Source organism: Gilliamella sp. HK2, from assembly GCF_001690265.1.
GTDB classification, from domain to species: Bacteria; Pseudomonadota; Gammaproteobacteria; order Enterobacterales; family Orbaceae; genus Gilliamella; species Gilliamella apicola_C.
Genome location: NZ_LZGV01000016.1, coordinates 23,881 through 39,267, shown reverse-complemented (window position 1 = coordinate 39,267; position 15,387 = coordinate 23,881). Strand labels below are relative to the sequence as shown.

Sequence of the window (15,387 nt, the reverse complement as noted above, 5' to 3'; positions counted from 1 at the left end):
TTATGAAAAGTGTACCAATTACTGCAATTATTCTAGCAGGAGGGCAAAGCTTACGAATGAATGGTGATGATAAAGGATTACTGTTGTTAAACGGAAAACCACTTTACCAGCATGTCATTAACCATATCAAACCTCAAGTTGACTCAATTATGATTAACTGCAATCGTAATACTAATCAATATCGAAAAGCTCAATACCCAGTATTTAGCGATGATCTAACTGGCTATTTAGGGCCATTATCTGGCATTTACAGTGGGTTATTACGTAGTGAAACAGATTGGAATTTATTTGTTAGTTGTGATACCCCTTTCTTACCAGATGATTTAATCGCGCGTTTAGCAATACATACTTCAAACAGCGAAGCAATCTACCCGTGTGATGGTCAGTATAATCACCCAACTATTTTGCTTATTCATAAAGCAGTTATCCAAAAACTTAAATTGTATCTGGAACAAGGTAATTGTAAATTAATGTCATTTTTAAAACAAATTGATGCAAAATCCGTTGATTTTAATGATCAGACTTCTTGTTTTATTAATATCAATACGCCTGAAGAACTTAAACAAGCAAATCAAATAAAAAACTACTGAGATAGAAATAAGATAAGTATATCATCGGTATTAAGGCTATTTATCAATAGATAATATAGCCAAAATAATGGGGGTAGGTTATTTTATTTAAATAGGTTATTTATTTAAAGTAGCTCATATCAACGCCTAATCGCTATTTATTTGTTATGCCAACCATTTCTGAAATTGCTCAGCAAATAATTCTATTTCTTCATCTTGTGTGGACCATGAGGTGCAAAAACGTAAACCAATGTGTTTAGCATCAGTTTGTCCAAGATTATCTACGGCGTAATGAGCAAGAATTTTTTCAGCCAGTTGGATTGGGCAATTAACAAATAGCTGATTACTTTGTGGTTTGGCGATAAATGTTAACCCTGCTTTCTCAAATAGTGTTTTTAATTTATCAGCCATCTCATTACTGTGCTTCCCTAACTCAAAATAAAGATTATTTTGCATTAATGCTTTAATTTGTACAGCCACAACCCAGCTTTTGGCTAAAATTGCCCCTTTTTGCTTCATGCTAAAACGAAAATCTTGATTAATGGAAAGATTATTAAATATCACCGCTTCACCAGCAAAAGCCCCCACTTTAGTTCCACCAATATAAAATACATCAGTATATTTTGCTAAATCAGGAAAAGTAATATCATTATCTTTTGCCGTTAATGCCATCGCTAATCTTGCACCATCTAAATAAAGATAAAGGTGATTTTTTTTGCAAAATTGATATAGTTTTTTGAGTTCTTGCTTGGTATATACCGTACCGAGTTCTGTCGTATTTGAGATATAGACAAGTTTAGGTTGTACCATATGCTCATCGCAATGATGAGTTAAAACAGGCTTAATCAATTCTGGTGTCAGTTTCCCATCTTCCGTTTGCACTGTTAACACTTTATGCCCTGTCGCCTCAATAGCGCCAGTTTCATGCACATTAATATGCCCTGTATCAGTTGCAATAACCGCTTGATAAGGTCTTAATATATGTGAAATTACTGTTAAATTAGTAATGGTTCCTCCAGGCATAAAATGAATATCAGCCTTTGGTGATTTCAATTGTTTTTTTATGCTTTCTATTGCATGATCACAGATATCATCTAAACCATAACCACTCAATTTTTTATCAGCAATATCAATAAAATTTTTTAGTAAATGAGGGTGAACCGTTTGATTATAATCATTCAAAAAATCGTACATATAACGCTCCTTCTCCAACAGGCATTGTATAAAATAGTGTAATATTACCTAATCTTCAATATAGCACATTAGAGTAAAGAATCGATGAACAACCGGAAAATTATTGGGATTTGTGGTTATAGTGGTAACGGCAAAACAACTTTACTAAAAAAGATCATTGAATTATTCGTTGAACAAGGTTTTACTATTGGTTCATTAAAACATGCGCACCATAATATTGAGTTTGATATTCCTGGTAAAGATAGTTATGAATTGCGAAAAGCTGGATCTTTGCAAACAATTATTGCCTGTAATAATCGTTATGCAATGATTCAAGAAACACCGAATAAACCAGCAGATTTAATCACGCTCATTAATCAATTTAATGATGTTGATATTATATTGATTGAAGGATTTAAAGACGAAAATATTCCTAAAATCATTTGTCATCGTCAAGCAAATAAAAAGCCCCTCTATATAGATGAGTTTACAATAGCGATAGCCAGTGATGAACCATTAGATGTTTCTGTGCCTATTTTTGATATCAATCAACCAATTCAAATTGTTGATTTTATAAAAAGATATTTATTTAAACAATAATATATCGTATCTTATCTACCTTTTTACTTTATATTATATAAAATTAGCATGATTCGTTTATTAAAAAAAATTCTAGCCATTGCCAAAAAGGTAATAATCGGACTAATGCTACTATCTGTTTTTTCAACTTTAGCTATGCGTTGGTGGAATCCCCCATATGGGTCTATGTTAATGATAGAACGTAAAGTCATGCATTGGAATATACCTCAACAACGAGTTTGGAAAAATTGGAATGAAATTTCGGACAATATTAAAATTGCCGTAATAGCCTCAGAAGATCAAAATTTTGCTGTGCATTGGGGATTTGATTTTAATGCTATTCGCATCGCCTTAGATCATAATCAAAATAGCAAAAAACTCAAAGGAGCTAGCACAATCACTCAGCAAGTTGCTAAAAATATCTTTTTATGGCCATCTCGTAGCTGGATTCGCAAAGGTGTTGAGTCTTGGTTTACATTGTGGATAGAACTATTTTGGCCCAAAAAACGTATACTGGAAATCTATTTAAATTGTGCTGAATGGGGAGAGGGTATTTTTGGTATTGAAGCCGCCGCTCAGCACTATTTTAATGTTAGTGCTAATCAGTTAACTGCAAAGCAAGCAAGTTTACTTGCAGCAATATTACCTAATCCAAGACGTTGGAGTCCAACAATACCAAGTGAACGGGTACAAAAAAGAGCTAAATGGATTTATAACCAAATGAATAATTTGGGTAATAAAAATTATCTAAAAAAGTTAAAATAGTGTTTATTGTTAGATAAATGTCTTAATAAATTCAGGAACAATTTTACTTGCAGGTCCATAAATTTTTGTTTGGAATAAATTTTGTTTAAAGCTAGGCTCTAAATTCAGTTCAATGGTTTTAGCACCAGATTGATTTGCAATCTGAACAAACCCCGCTGCTGGATAAACATTTCCTGATGTACCTATTGAAATAAAATAATCTGCCTGTAACAGTGCGTCATGGATAGCATCCATTTGTAATGGAATCTCTCCAAACCAAACAATATGTGGGCGGATTAATGTATTTTGTGCATAATCGATATCTTTATTACAATCAATGATCTGCCCTGTTTTTTCATTACGAACTTTTAATAACTCACCATGCATGTGAATAATATTTTTTGATCCAGCTTGTTCATGCAAATTATCTACATTTTGTGTCACAATTAATACGTTATCAAAACCTAACTTTTGTTCTAGCTCTGCCAATGCAAAATGTGCAGCATTGGGTTTTACATTAGGATCTTGTAATTTATTACGCAACATATTATAAAATTGATGAACAGCAATCGGATCTCGAAGATATCCATCATAGGTTGCAACATCATCTACATTATACCCTTCCCACAATCCATTTTGTGCACGGAACGTTGATAATCCAGATTCAGCTGAAATACCAGCGCCAGTTAAAATGACAATTTTAGGTGCCTTCATAATTGTATATATACCTTCGTTATTTAATTATTTTGCTATAAATTAAACATCTATAGTGCTTATCGTGTGATTAAAAAATAATTAGGATTATTGCTTATATTCAGTTGTAAAAATCTGTAATGCTGGCTTATTTAGTTTTTGATATTGGCTATAAGCGCTTGCTACCTTTTGGCGAGTAACTTCTTTGGGATCAACTTTTAGCCAACTATCAATCATTGCATAAACGCTATATGCTTCAGGCGCCATTCGGTGCATAGTTAAAATCAGTGGCGTAATACCTAAACGAGATAGCGGTGGTGAAAAATATTGCTGACTTTTGCATGCAAATACTGCTGCATAACGCGATTTTTGTTTTGCCTGTTGCTCTTTTGAGAGTGTTTCCCATCGCCAGCTATCAGGTAAATATTTACGCCATGACCATTCCATTAACGAATCATGACCAATATAAACAACTAAATCAGCCTTGCCTCCAACAATAACTTTTTTATCACCAAACAAATAGGATTGCTCTTTTTTACCAGCAGCATAATCTAGAAAATCATTGACAGTATCATCTATATATTTACCATTATATGCTTGCGCTATGATATAAACATCTTGATTTTGATGTTTATAAATTATTTCTTCTAATATTTTATCATTGCTTGGCCGATTAGTTTTTATAACTTGCCACTCTTTTTGTTTTGCAAAGTAGGTTTTAAAACCATAAGCGGCTCCCCAATAAAGATTACTTTTAGGATCTTGTCCATTACCTATAGCTTTTGGAACAGGAACAATCTTTTGGTATTTGTTATCACATAGTGCAACAAGAACATGGATAACTTTTGGTTTAGCTAAACATGAAAAAGAAAACATTAACCATATAATGGGTATAAAAAATAAGAAGGAAGTAATTTTCTTCATTAAAAAATCACATCTTTATTAATAATCAAAAATTAATCTTTCATACTATATCATTTTTTTTATTATAAAAATCCATAATATTATTTTATTTAATAAGTTATGTAAGATTAAATCTCAATACTTTATATGATCCTAGCCAAAATATTAAATAGTATCCGCCTTTACAATAGACTTAATGTATTAACCCGTACACCATAAGGTATAGCTTGCAGCAAAAGGATTCATGTTATTATTTCTTATCATTTTTTCAAAATAAAAACTTCAATAAAATCAATGGGTTTTCTGACTGATTTTTATTGTACTAGAACTTAATTTGAATGGACATACCGTATTGGTTGTCTCTATACGGTTTAAGATGACCTAATCATATGAATAATTTTGTTATATATTTTTTCAATCCAAACAATTGAGTAATGACAACATAATAAGCTTACTGGAAATATGGCGAAATTAAGGGTAATAGCTGATGGTATAAGTAGATAGATTATAATAATAGCTATATTCAGGGCTGATGATCTATAATAATTTCCCACAATGAATGGACAGGTAATCCATAAGATAAAACTTATTAAAATACCAACAATCATCCCACAAAAAACTAAACCTGATGATCGTTTTATTTAATATAAAGATTGAAATAATAATAAAACAGCAATAACACAAACCATAAAATAGTAAATAATAAGACGCAGGTGTGCCGTGTTTCCTGATAAAGTGATAACACTATCGATAGCTTAGTAATCCACCTATAAAATTAACCAACAATATAACAACTAGCTTAATCATTTTCATTGGTTGAGCCTTTTTTATCATCAATTTCTTTGACTTCTTTATCTAAACCCGAAGACTAAATATGAAGCTCTTGCTTCCCCCCTTTTTATTGATATCACAGCGGTGACATTTATCCATTTTGAAGGCGAGGATTAATATAACAAATAGTGTATTAACAATACACGTTTATGATAAGCTAACTCACTATAAAATAATTAAATTAAATAATTATATGAAAACAATAAGTTTAATTGAAGAGGTAAGTTGGGCAAGGACAAAAACTTATTAGCCAGTTATCAATCGAACGATTGTTAAATTATTAGGTGGTTATATTCTGCCAAAGATAAGAAATGAATGAATTGAGGTAATAAGATGAAAAAGTTTTCTATACTAATATTGTTAATGTTGTGCCCATTAGCCTCTTTTGCTAAAGGACCTAATTGTTATTCTTGGCCTATGAATATGACTTTGGCTTGGATGAAAAACGAGAACATAGTAGATATTCGAAAGTTAGATGAATCTAAAACCAAAATAACACAGTTGGTATCAGAAGAAATAAAAAAAGGGGTGTATACGCAAATATATAACTTTGTTTTTTATGATACACATGGTAATAGCTACCAAGTTATTACCAAAAGCCAAGCATCATATGAAGAATGTTCAATCAGTGATGTGAATAAATATCTAATATCCAAAAGTCAAGTTCATTAGTAGCTTATCTAATAATAGGCAAGTAAATTTGGCATTTTAGCGTGTTTTTAGTCAATGATAAAAATAATATAAGTTAAAAAAAGAATAACTTAAGGTAATTATATGAAAAAGCTTTCTTTAGTAATATTGTTAATATTATGCCCAATGCTATCTTTTGCTAAAGGGCCAGATTGCCATACTCGCGCTTTGGATAAGGCTAAGGAGTGGTTGAAAAATAGTAATATAGTGGAGATTGAAAACTTGAATCAATCAAAATTGAGAATAACCCTTTTAGCATCTGAACACAAAAGTAAGGATTTATATACGCAAATTTACCATTTTGTTTTTTATGATAATAAAAATAAAGCTTATGAAGTTATCACCAAAAGTGAAACTTCTAATAAAGACTGCTCGATAGGTGAAGTTGATAGTTATTTAGTATCAAAACGCCAGATTGATTATTTTGATTAATGGATCAAATTGCCAAAGATTTCAAAAATTATTTAATGAATTGATACTGTAGCTTTACAAGTTAGCTACACAGAATAAAGAAAACAAAATTAAGGTTATAACATGAAAAAAATTATTTTAATTATTGGGCTAATATTACCAGCTATCTCTTTTGCTAAAGTGCCTAATTGCTCAAATCAGTTTATGAACGATGCACTAAGGCAAATGCAATATGCTGGTATCGTTGATATGGGAAATTTAGATCCGTCCAAAACCAAAGTCACCTTATTGGCATCAGAAAAGAAGAAAAATACAAATACTACAATAAAAAAACAGTATATATATACACAAGTTTATCATTTTGTTTTCCATGATGATGATGGTAACAGTTATCAAGCCATAACGAAAAATGACGCTGTAGAGGTTAATGAAAATGATATTTATGATTCTTGCTCTGCTGGATTGGGTGTAGTTTACTTTGTTTCAAAAACTGTTGAATAACTGTCCTTGTTACTTTACGAAAACAGCTAAGTAGTAGGTATAACCCTAATTTTCCTATATTTAAATGAAAAAGAAATTTTAAGTTATTGCGAGTTTTCTATTAAAAAGTTTTAGAAATAGGTTTCAGTATCAATTTAATAAGAAAATAATATTGAAGAGTATTGAAAGAAAACTAACGCTTAACATTTGGAACGCTAAAATTAAAAAGGTTACTCAGCAATTCTATCCAGTAACCTTTTTTGTGCACTACAACATAAAAAGCAAATTATTGGCCGACACGGCGAGTTAATTCAATAACACGAATTTTTGCTAATGCCTTAGATAGTTCGGCAGATGCTTGAGCAAATGACACATCATCACTTAGGTGATTAATATGTTCCTGCGCTTGCCTTACCGCTTCTTGCGCTCTTGCTTCATCTAAGTCTTCACCCCGAATAGCAGTATCTGCTAAGATGGTTACGATGTTAGGTTGAACTTCTAAAATACCACCAGACAGATAGATAAACTCTTCTTCGCCATTCGTTTTCACAATACCAACCATACCTGGTTTTATTGTTGTGAGTAAAGGTGTGTGACCAGGATAGATCCCGAGCTCACCTTCTTGACCAGTTACTCTGATTCGCTGAACATCACCTGAAAATAGGTGAGATTCAGCACTAACAACTTCTAATTGATAGGAAGTTAGTGCCATATTACTATCTCCGTTAATACGATCTGCTCAATGAATCTCCTAGAGAGATTTTGCTTTCTCAATCGCTTCATCAATTGAACCAACCATATAGAACGCTTGTTCTGGTATATGGTCATAATCGCCTTTCATGATACCCGTAAATGCACTTATCGTATCTTTCAATGGTACATATTTACCTGGTGAACCAGTAAATACTTCTGCAACAAAGAATGGTTGAGATAAGAAGCGTTGAATCTTACGCGCACGAGCAACAATTAATTTATCTTCTTCTGATAACTCATCCATACCAAGAATCGCAATAATATCTTTTAATTCTTGATAACGTTGTAAAATCGACTGAACGCCACGGGCACAATCATAATGCTCTTGACCAACCACTAAAGGATCTAATTGACGGCTGGTTGAATCCAATGGATCCACCGCTGGATAGATACCTAATGAGGCGATTTGTCGGCTCAATACGATTGTTGCATCTAAGTGAGCAAATGTTGTTGCTGGTGATGGGTCAGTCAAGTCATCTGCTGGTACATATACAGCTTGGATTGACGTAATTGAGCCTGTTTTAGTTGAAGTGATACGCTCTTGTAATAAGCCCATTTCTTCAGCTAATGTCGGTTGATAACCTACTGCCGATGGCATACGACCTAATAACGCAGATACTTCGGTACCAGCTAAGGTATAACGATAAATATTATCGATGAATAATAATACATCTTTACCTTCATCGCGGAATTTTTCTGCCATGGTTAAACCAGTTAACGCAACGCGTAAACGGTTGCCTGGTGGCTCATTCATCTGACCATAAACTAACGATACTTTATCAAGCACGTTTGATTCTTTCATTTCGTGATAAAAGTCATTACCTTCACGAGTACGTTCACCTACACCTGTAAATACTGAGTAACCAGAATGTTCGATAGCGATGTTACGGATTAACTCCATCATATTAACGGTTTTACCCACACCAGCACCACCGAATAGACCCACTTTACCCCCTTTAGCAAATGGGCAAATTAAGTCGATAACTTTAATACCTGTTTCAAGTAATTCAGTTGAGTTCGCAAGTTCTTCATAAGTCGGTGCTGCACGGTGGATAGCCCAACGCTCTTCTTCCCCAATTGGGCCTGCTTTATCAACAGGATCACCAAGTACGTTCATGATACGCCCTAGTGTTTTAGTCCCCACTGGTACTTCAATGCCGTGACCAGTGTTTACCACTTTAAGTCCACGTCTTAAACCATCAGATGATCCCATCGCAATACAGCAAACAACACCACCACCTAATTGTTGTTGAACTTCCAGAACTAATTTTTCAGCGCCAGTTTCCACTTCTAATGCATCATATACCTTTGGTACTGCATCTTCGGGGAATTCGACATCAACCACCGCACCGATGATCTGGACAATCTTTCCAGTAGCCATTTTTAATCCTCTACGTCTTTTTCTTAACTATAAGCCAATATTTAGCACTAACCTGAAACCGCGGCTGCACCGGATACAATATCAATCAATTCATTAGTAATCGCACCTTGGCGCGCTTTGTTATACACAATTTGCAATTCATTAATTAGGTTTGCACCGTTATCTGTTGCCGCTTTCATGGCTACCATTCTTGCTGCTTGTTCACTCGCTAAATTATCAACCACTGCTTGATAGACTTGTGATTCAATATAGCGACGTAAAATCACATCTAATAGTGATTTAGCATCAGGCTCATAAATATAATCCCATGATGAAGCTTTGAGTTTGTCATCTTCTGAATGTGGTAATGGCAATAACTGCTGTATTGTCGGCTTTTGTGACATGGTATTAATAAATTTATTTGTTACAATATATAATTTATCAATCTTACCCTCGTCATAAGCCTCCAACATTGTTTTTACCGGACCAATTAAATCTGATAAAGTTGGCTCGTCTCCCAAGTTAGTGACTTGGGTTAAGATATTCGCTTTTACTGAAGAGAAAAACGACACACCTCGTGAACCAATTAAAGCTACATCTGCTTCGACACCTTTCTCCTGCCATGCTGACATGTCAGTAATAACCGCCTTGAAAAGGTTGATATTTAATCCACCACATAAACCACGATCGGTTGAAATGATAAGATAGCCAACTCGCTTTACATCCCTTTCTTCTAAATATGGATGTTTGGCGCCTATCTGAGCTAACGCTAAATGTCCAATTACTTCACGGATCATCTCTGCATATGGTCGGCTAGCTGCCATTCTATCTTGCGTTTTACGCATTTTAGAGTTGGCAACCATTTCCATCGCTTTAGTGATCTTTTGCGTACTTTGGATACTGGCAATTTTGGTTCTAATCTCTTTTGCATTAGCCATTTTTTACCCCACCCTTACCAAGTTTGAGTTGATTTAAAGCTTTCAAGTAATGCTTTTAGCTTACTTTCAATCTCATCATTGTAATTACCGGTCTCATCGATTTGTTTAACAAAATCGCCATATTGACTATGAGCATAAGCAAGTAGTGCGGTTTCAAATGGTAACACTTTAGCGAGTTCAACATCTTCTAAATAACCACGCTCAGCGGCATAAAGTACAATTGATTGCTCAGCAACAGTCATAGGAGCATATTGCTTTTGTTTGAGTAATTCTGTCACTTTTTCACCGTGGCTCAATTGATTTCTTGTTGCCTCATCTAAGTCAGAAGCAAACTGTGAGAACGCAGCTAATTCACGATATTGTGCAAGCGCAGTACGGATACCACCTGATAATTTTTTCATTATCTTAGTTTGCGCAGCACCACCAACACGAGAAACCGAAATACCTGGGTTAACCGCTGGGCGAATGCCTGAGTTAAATAGGCTAGTTTCAAGGAATATCTGACCATCAGTAATCGAAATTACGTTAGTTGGTACGAATGCCGAAACGTCACCAGCTTGCGTTTCAATAATTGGTAATGCCGTTAAAGAACCTGTTTTACCTTTAACTTCGCCTTTAGTGTACTCTTCAACATAGGCTTCGTTGACGCGCGCAGCACGTTCAAGTAAACGAGAGTGAAGATAAAATACATCACCTGGGTAAGCTTCACGTCCAGGTGGGCGACGAAGTAATAACGAAATTTGACGGTAAGCAACCGCTTGTTTAGATAAATCATCATAAACAATTAATGCATCTTGGCCTCGATCACGAAAGTATTCGCCCATTGCACAACCGGCATATGGCGCTAAATATTGTAATGCTGCTGATTCAGATGCAGAGGCAACAACAACAATCGTATTTTTTAATGCACCATGTTCTTCAAGTTTACGCACAACATTGGCAATAGTTGATTGTTTTTGGCCAATAGCGACATAGATACATTTTACGCCAGAGTCACGTTGATTGATGATCGCATCGACAGCAAGTGCTGTTTTACCTGTTTGACGGTCACCGATGATAAGTTCACGCTGACCTCGACCAATTGGAATCATTGAGTCAACGGCTTTATAGCCAGTTTGTAATGCTTGATCAACAGATTTACGATCGATAACACCTGGTGCAACAACTTCAACTGGTGAAAAGCCATCATGTTGAAGTGAACCTTTACCATCAATTGGCTCACCTAATGTGTTAATAACACGACCTAATAAACCTTCACCAACTGGTACTTGTAATATACGACCAGTACATTGGACTTTCATTCCTTCAGATAAATCTTCGTATGGTCCCATGACCACCGCACCGACAGAGTCTCTTTCAAGATTGAGAGCCATTGCATAGCGACCTCCTGGTAATGCAATCATTTCACCTTGCATTACATCAGTTAGTCCATGGATTCGAAGGATACCATCACTTACAGATATGATAGTTCCTTCATTGTGAGCATCACTCACAATATTGAACTGAGCTATCCGCTCTTTAATTAGTTCACTTATTTCAGTTGAATTTAGCTGCATTATCAGTCCCCTTAAGACTGTAGAGCGTCAGTTAAACGATTTAAACGCCCTCTGATACTACTATCAATAACCATATCGCCCGTACGAATAATAAAACCAGAAATGAGCGATTTATCTATGTGACATTTTAGTTTTACTTTTCGTGATAAACGTTTTTCGACAGCGACAGAAATCTTATTAAGTTGTTCATTGGTTAGCTCACTAGCAGAAATCACATCTACATCTGCTTGGGCATTTTTCTCTAAACAATATTGCTCAAACAAAGTTAGTACTTCGGGAAGAAGTGATAACCGTTTGTTTTCAGCCATAATCTTAATAAAGTTAGTGCTAAACTCATCTAACACATCTTTGCAGATATTGATGAGTAAATTAGCCACCGAATCGGCTTTCATGTCAGATGTTAAAACGCTCTTTATTTGAGCATCTTTACTTACTTCTGATGTTAACACTAGCATTTTATGCCATGATTCGATGCTGTTTTTTTCTACCGCAAACTCGAAAGCGGCTTTAGCATAAGGGCGAGCAATCGTAATTAAGTCAGCCATTGCTCATATCTCCTTATAGTTCAGCTACGAGTTTATCAATGATGTCGCTATTTGCGGCTTCATTAACAGAACGTTGAATAATTTTTTCTGCACCAGCAATAGCGAGTGTAGCGACTTGTTGTTTGAGCTCTTCTTTAGCTCGTTTGCGTTCGGCCTCTACTTCGGCAAGCCCTTGAGCAACAATTCGTTCTTTTTCACGAGAAGCTTCTTGCTTTGCTTCTTCAAGAATGGCTGCTTTGCGTTTGTTTGCTTGCTCAATAATTGCATTGGCCTCAACCTTAGCCTGTTGCATTATGTCAGATGTATTTGCTTTGGCTAATTCCAAATCTTTTTTTGCTGTTTCTGCTGAAGCAAGTCCTTCGGCTATCTCTTTTTGACGCTTTTCAATTGCGCCGATAACTGGAGGCCAAACAAACTTCATACAGAACCAAACAAACAATACAAATGTAATTGCTTGGCCGAGGAGCGTTGCGTTCATATTCATGACACGATTCCTCTTAAATTTTTATTAGCCAGCGACAGCAAAAATAACATAAAGCGCAATACCCACACAAATCATTGGGATCGCATCAACTAAGCCCATTACGATAAAGAATTGAGTACGTAACATAGGCATTAATTCTGGTTGGCGAGCAGCACCTTCTAAAAATTTGCCACCTAATAAACCAATACCAACTGCACCACCAATTGCAGCTAATCCCATCATTATACCTGCGGCTACAAATAACATACTAATATCCATTATATACTCCAGTTTATTATCAAAAAAATATTAAAATTAATGATCTTCCGTTGCCGACGCCATAGCTAAATAGACGATCGTCAACACCATAAAAATAAATGCTTGTAATGTAATAATTAAAATATGGAAGATGGCCCATGGTAATGACAATACCCACTGTGACCACCAAGGCAATAATGCAGCAATTAAGATGAAGATAAGTTCACCTGCGTACATATTTCCGAAAAGTCGAAGCCCTAAAGAAACAGGCTTAGCTAAAAGACTAACTAATTCAAGCACTAAATTAATCGGCGCAAATGCCCAGTGATTGAAAGGGTGAAGTGTATATTCTTTAATGAAACCACTAATCCCTTTATATTTAATAGAATAAATAATAATAAGGACAAAGACGCCTAAAGACATTGACATAGTGATGCTAACATCTGCTGTTGGAACAACCCTTAAATGTGATAGACCTAGGTATTGACCTGCATAAGGGAGAAAGTCAACCGGGATAAGATCCATAAAATTCATTAAGAAAACCCAAATAAACACTGTTAAAGCTAGCGGTGCAATGAGCTTATTTTGACCTGAGAACATATCTTTAACAGTATTGTTGACAAATTCAAAAATCATTTCAATAGCACATTGTAATTTACTAGGCACTCCACTAGTTGCTTTTTTAGCAACGCGGTGAAAGATCCATAAAAAGATTACACCAAGTAGAATTGAAAAGAATAGTGAGTCAAGGTTTAAGGTCCAAAAACCCGAACCTACTTGCAAGTTTTCAAGATGATGCTTGATGTAAGCTTGTGGTGAAGCTGGAGAGGAAACAGACATATAACCCTCTTACTTATTCCTAAAAATAAAGAATACTGCTTATTTACCTAGAAAGGTATAAGCAATCGTTGTAATAATTGAAGCCACTATTTTAAACCCAATTGCCTATATTAAGTCAACCTTTGATTAACGAAATTAAAAATTTAGACACTTTTTACTAATTTTGTGTAAATATGCGCAACTTCATCTATTATTTTAAACCAAAGATTGTTCAATCAATGGCTTAATTAATGGGCATAAATGAGGTTATTTTTAATTTTTAACTGCTATGGCAATAGTTTCTGCTAATTTTTGGGCTTCCATTTCATTGTTTCCCTCAACCATGACGCGAATCAGTGGTTCTGTACCTGATTTACGGATCAAAACTCGCCCATGATTGCCAAGCTGTTTTTCTGCTTTTTCAATAGCTGATTTTACAGCAGTACTATTTAGTGGATCTTCTTTGCCTGAAAAACGGATATTAATTAAGACTTGCGGTAGCATTGTCATGCCACTGCATAAATCAGCTAATGACATATCATTACGCACCATTGCCGCTAGTACTTGTAAGCCTGCAACGATACCATCACCCGTGGTGGTTTTATCTAATAATAACACATGGCCTGAATTTTCAGCACCTAAGCGCCAGTTTTTTTCTACTAATTTTTCAAGAACATAACGATCACCTACTTTGGCTCGAACAAAAGAAATTCCAAGATTTTTAAGTGCAATTTCAAGCCCCATATTGCTCATTAATGTGCCAACAACTCCACCTTTGAGTTGACCTTGCCTTAGTGCTTCGCGAGCAATAATGTAAATAATTTGATCACCATCAATTTTGCGTCCCTTATGATCAACCATGATGATACGATCGCCATCACCATCTAATGCAAAGCCTAAATCTGCTTTTTCATCAATAACACATTTAGCGAGAGCTTTAACGTCAGTTGCACCACAGTTTTCATTGATATTAACACCATCAGGTTCACAGCCAATTTTTATGACCTTAGCACCAAGTTCACGAAGCACTTTGGGTGCAATGTGATAAGTTGCGCCATTAGCGCAATCGACAACAATTTTTAATGTAGCTAGACTTAAATCATGATCGAATGTGCTCTTACAAAATTCGATATAGCGTCCCGCTGCATCGGTGATACGGCTTGCTCGACCAAGTTGTTTTGATTCTACGCAATCGATCTCTTTTTCAAGTTCAGCCTCGATTTCTAATTCAATTGCATCATCAAGTTTTTTTCCTTCGGCTGAAAAGAACTTAATACCATTATCATAAAAAGGGTTATGTGAAGCAGAAATGACCACTCCAGCATCAGCCCGAAAAGTGCGAGTTAAGTAGGCAATAGCGGGGGTTGGCATAGGGCCTGTAAAAGCTGCTGCAACGCCAGCGGAGGCAAAACCTGCTTCTAGTGCCGACTCAAGCATATAGCCTGAAATGCGAGTATCTTTACCGATTAATACTTTTTTAACACCATCTTTAGCAAGAACACGGCCTGCAGCCCAACCTAATTTTAGCGCAAAATCTGGCGTAATAGGATGCTGCCCAACTTTACCGCGAATCCCATCTGTACCAAAATATTTCCGATTAGACATTTTGTACCCTCATACTA

18 protein-coding genes are annotated in these 15,387 nt (G+C 35.3%); 6 read left to right on the top strand and 12 right to left on the bottom strand.

Translation table 11 applies throughout. The features are described from left to right. The first annotated feature begins 2 nt into the window (after nucleotides 1–2). The gene (gene mobA / locus A9G45_RS01135) at nucleotides 3–590 is read left to right on the top strand and encodes a molybdenum cofactor guanylyltransferase MobA (protein WP_065568368.1); all 588 of its coding nucleotides are present in this window, start codon (nucleotides 3–5) and stop codon (nucleotides 588–590) included. Nucleotides 591–734: 144 nt separating this feature from the next. Here mobA and A9G45_RS01130 read toward each other — a convergent pair whose 3' ends face one another. Then, on the bottom strand, nucleotides 735–1,763 hold the full coding sequence (locus A9G45_RS01130; RefSeq protein ID WP_065568367.1) for a threonine aldolase family protein: 1,029 nt from the start codon (nucleotides 1,761–1,763) through the stop codon (nucleotides 735–737). An 84-nt stretch (nucleotides 1,764–1,847) separates the two neighbouring features. Here A9G45_RS01130 and mobB point away from each other — a divergent pair, with 84 nt between their 5' ends. Both mobB and mtgA read left to right on the top strand, forming a co-directional pair. Then, on the top strand, nucleotides 1,848–2,342 hold the full coding sequence (gene mobB / locus A9G45_RS01125; protein ID WP_065568366.1) for a molybdopterin-guanine dinucleotide biosynthesis protein B: 495 nt from the start codon (nucleotides 1,848–1,850) through the stop codon (nucleotides 2,340–2,342). Between the two features lie 48 nt (nucleotides 2,343–2,390). Beyond that, complete coding sequence (gene mtgA, locus A9G45_RS01120; protein WP_065568365.1) at nucleotides 2,391–3,086, top strand: monofunctional biosynthetic peptidoglycan transglycosylase; 696 nt, start codon at nucleotides 2,391–2,393, stop codon at nucleotides 3,084–3,086. Nucleotides 3,087–3,095: 9 nt separating this feature from the next. Here the strand turns inward: mtgA and cobB are convergent, their stop codons facing one another. Further along, a complete protein-coding gene (cobB, locus tag A9G45_RS01115; RefSeq protein WP_065568364.1) occupies nucleotides 3,096–3,779 on the bottom strand; it encodes a Sir2 family NAD+-dependent deacetylase in 684 nt (227 codons plus the stop codon). 87 nt (nucleotides 3,780–3,866) lie between these two features. Continuing rightward, nucleotides 3,867–4,682 (bottom strand): hypothetical protein, encoded by an 816-nt coding sequence (locus A9G45_RS01110; RefSeq protein ID WP_141673561.1) that lies wholly within the window; start codon nucleotides 4,680–4,682, stop codon nucleotides 3,867–3,869. A gap of 1,143 nt (nucleotides 4,683–5,825) precedes the next feature. Between A9G45_RS01110 and A9G45_RS01105 the strand changes: the two genes are divergently transcribed. The 3 genes from A9G45_RS01105 to A9G45_RS01095 all read left to right on the top strand — a co-directional run bounded on the left by A9G45_RS01105 (nucleotide 5,826) and on the right by A9G45_RS01095 (nucleotide 7,094). After that, nucleotides 5,826–6,164, top strand: coding sequence for a hypothetical protein (locus A9G45_RS01105; RefSeq protein WP_065568362.1), 339 nt, complete (start codon nucleotides 5,826–5,828; stop codon nucleotides 6,162–6,164). Between the two features lie 102 nt (nucleotides 6,165–6,266). Further along, on the top strand, nucleotides 6,267–6,614 hold the full coding sequence (locus A9G45_RS01100) for a hypothetical protein (RefSeq protein ID WP_065568361.1): 348 nt from the start codon (nucleotides 6,267–6,269) through the stop codon (nucleotides 6,612–6,614). 102 nt (nucleotides 6,615–6,716) lie between these two features. After that, complete coding sequence (locus A9G45_RS01095) at nucleotides 6,717–7,094, top strand: hypothetical protein (RefSeq protein ID WP_065568360.1); 378 nt, start codon at nucleotides 6,717–6,719, stop codon at nucleotides 7,092–7,094. Nucleotides 7,095–7,359: 265 nt separating this feature from the next. Here A9G45_RS01095 and A9G45_RS01090 read toward each other — a convergent pair whose 3' ends face one another. The 9 genes from A9G45_RS01090 to glmM form a co-directional block, all read right to left on the bottom strand. Further along, nucleotides 7,360–7,785, bottom strand: coding sequence for a F0F1 ATP synthase subunit epsilon (locus A9G45_RS01090; protein ID WP_065568359.1), 426 nt, complete (start codon nucleotides 7,783–7,785; stop codon nucleotides 7,360–7,362). Nucleotides 7,786–7,824: 39 nt separating this feature from the next. Next, nucleotides 7,825–9,207: a F0F1 ATP synthase subunit beta gene (gene atpD, locus A9G45_RS01085; RefSeq protein ID WP_065568358.1), complete on the bottom strand. Its 1,383-nt coding sequence runs from the start codon at nucleotides 9,205–9,207 to the stop codon at nucleotides 7,825–7,827. 47 nt (nucleotides 9,208–9,254) lie between these two features. Continuing rightward, nucleotides 9,255–10,124 carry a F0F1 ATP synthase subunit gamma gene (gene atpG, locus A9G45_RS01080; RefSeq protein ID WP_065568357.1) on the bottom strand — a complete coding sequence of 290 codons (870 nt, stop codon included), beginning with the start codon at nucleotides 10,122–10,124 and terminating at the stop codon, nucleotides 9,255–9,257. Between the two features lie 14 nt (nucleotides 10,125–10,138). After that, complete coding sequence (atpA, locus tag A9G45_RS01075; RefSeq protein ID WP_065568356.1) at nucleotides 10,139–11,680, bottom strand: F0F1 ATP synthase subunit alpha; 1,542 nt, start codon at nucleotides 11,678–11,680, stop codon at nucleotides 10,139–10,141. 11 nt (nucleotides 11,681–11,691) lie between these two features. Further along, the gene (gene atpH, locus A9G45_RS01070) at nucleotides 11,692–12,225 is read right to left on the bottom strand and encodes a F0F1 ATP synthase subunit delta (RefSeq protein ID WP_065568355.1); all 534 of its coding nucleotides are present in this window, start codon (nucleotides 12,223–12,225) and stop codon (nucleotides 11,692–11,694) included. 13 nt (nucleotides 12,226–12,238) lie between these two features. After that, nucleotides 12,239–12,709 carry a F0F1 ATP synthase subunit B gene (gene atpF / locus A9G45_RS01065; protein ID WP_065568354.1) on the bottom strand — a complete coding sequence of 157 codons (471 nt, stop codon included), beginning with the start codon at nucleotides 12,707–12,709 and terminating at the stop codon, nucleotides 12,239–12,241. 24 nt (nucleotides 12,710–12,733) lie between these two features. Beyond that, nucleotides 12,734–12,967 carry a F0F1 ATP synthase subunit C gene (gene atpE, locus A9G45_RS01060; protein ID WP_442902731.1) on the bottom strand — a complete coding sequence of 78 codons (234 nt, stop codon included), beginning with the start codon at nucleotides 12,965–12,967 and terminating at the stop codon, nucleotides 12,734–12,736. A 36-nt stretch (nucleotides 12,968–13,003) separates the two neighbouring features. Beyond that, nucleotides 13,004–13,786, bottom strand: a complete 783-nt coding sequence (gene atpB, locus A9G45_RS01055; protein WP_065568352.1) for a F0F1 ATP synthase subunit A — start codon at nucleotides 13,784–13,786, stop codon at nucleotides 13,004–13,006. 252 nt (nucleotides 13,787–14,038) lie between these two features. Next, entirely contained in the window at nucleotides 14,039–15,370 is a 1,332-nt protein-coding gene (glmM, locus tag A9G45_RS01050) for a phosphoglucosamine mutase (RefSeq protein WP_065568351.1), read from the bottom strand. Nucleotides 15,371–15,387 lie beyond the last annotated feature (17 nt).

What these genes read in the sequence shown, in the direction of transcription:
- mobA (WP_065568368.1), top strand. Translation starts at nt 3, where the DNA reads ATGAAAAGTGTACCAATTACTGCAATTATTCTAGCAGGAGGGCAAAGC.
- A9G45_RS01130 (WP_065568367.1), bottom strand. Translation starts at nt 1,763, where the DNA reads ATGTACGATTTTTTGAATGATTATAATCAAACGGTTCACCCTCATTTA.
- mobB (WP_065568366.1), top strand. Translation starts at nt 1,848, where the DNA reads ATGAACAACCGGAAAATTATTGGGATTTGTGGTTATAGTGGTAACGGC.
- mtgA (WP_065568365.1), top strand. Translation starts at nt 2,391, where the DNA reads ATGATTCGTTTATTAAAAAAAATTCTAGCCATTGCCAAAAAGGTAATA.
- cobB (WP_065568364.1), bottom strand. Translation starts at nt 3,779, where the DNA reads ATGAAGGCACCTAAAATTGTCATTTTAACTGGCGCTGGTATTTCAGCT.
- A9G45_RS01110 (WP_141673561.1), bottom strand. Translation starts at nt 4,682, where the DNA reads ATGAAGAAAATTACTTCCTTCTTATTTTTTATACCCATTATATGGTTA.
- A9G45_RS01105 (WP_065568362.1), top strand. Translation starts at nt 5,826, where the DNA reads ATGAAAAAGTTTTCTATACTAATATTGTTAATGTTGTGCCCATTAGCC.
- A9G45_RS01100 (WP_065568361.1), top strand. Translation starts at nt 6,267, where the DNA reads ATGAAAAAGCTTTCTTTAGTAATATTGTTAATATTATGCCCAATGCTA.
- A9G45_RS01095 (WP_065568360.1), top strand. Translation starts at nt 6,717, where the DNA reads ATGAAAAAAATTATTTTAATTATTGGGCTAATATTACCAGCTATCTCT.
- A9G45_RS01090 (WP_065568359.1), bottom strand. Translation starts at nt 7,785, where the DNA reads ATGGCACTAACTTCCTATCAATTAGAAGTTGTTAGTGCTGAATCTCAC.
- atpD (WP_065568358.1), bottom strand. Translation starts at nt 9,207, where the DNA reads ATGGCTACTGGAAAGATTGTCCAGATCATCGGTGCGGTGGTTGATGTC.
- atpG (WP_065568357.1), bottom strand. Translation starts at nt 10,124, where the DNA reads ATGGCTAATGCAAAAGAGATTAGAACCAAAATTGCCAGTATCCAAAGT.
- atpA (WP_065568356.1), bottom strand. Translation starts at nt 11,680, where the DNA reads ATGCAGCTAAATTCAACTGAAATAAGTGAACTAATTAAAGAGCGGATA.
- atpH (WP_065568355.1), bottom strand. Translation starts at nt 12,225, where the DNA reads ATGGCTGACTTAATTACGATTGCTCGCCCTTATGCTAAAGCCGCTTTC.
- atpF (WP_065568354.1), bottom strand. Translation starts at nt 12,709, where the DNA reads ATGAATATGAACGCAACGCTCCTCGGCCAAGCAATTACATTTGTATTG.
- atpE (WP_442902731.1), bottom strand. Translation starts at nt 12,967, where the DNA reads ATGGATATTAGTATGTTATTTGTAGCCGCAGGTATAATGATGGGATTA.
- atpB (WP_065568352.1), bottom strand. Translation starts at nt 13,786, where the DNA reads ATGTCTGTTTCCTCTCCAGCTTCACCACAAGCTTACATCAAGCATCAT.
- glmM (WP_065568351.1), bottom strand. Translation starts at nt 15,370, where the DNA reads ATGTCTAATCGGAAATATTTTGGTACAGATGGGATTCGCGGTAAAGTT.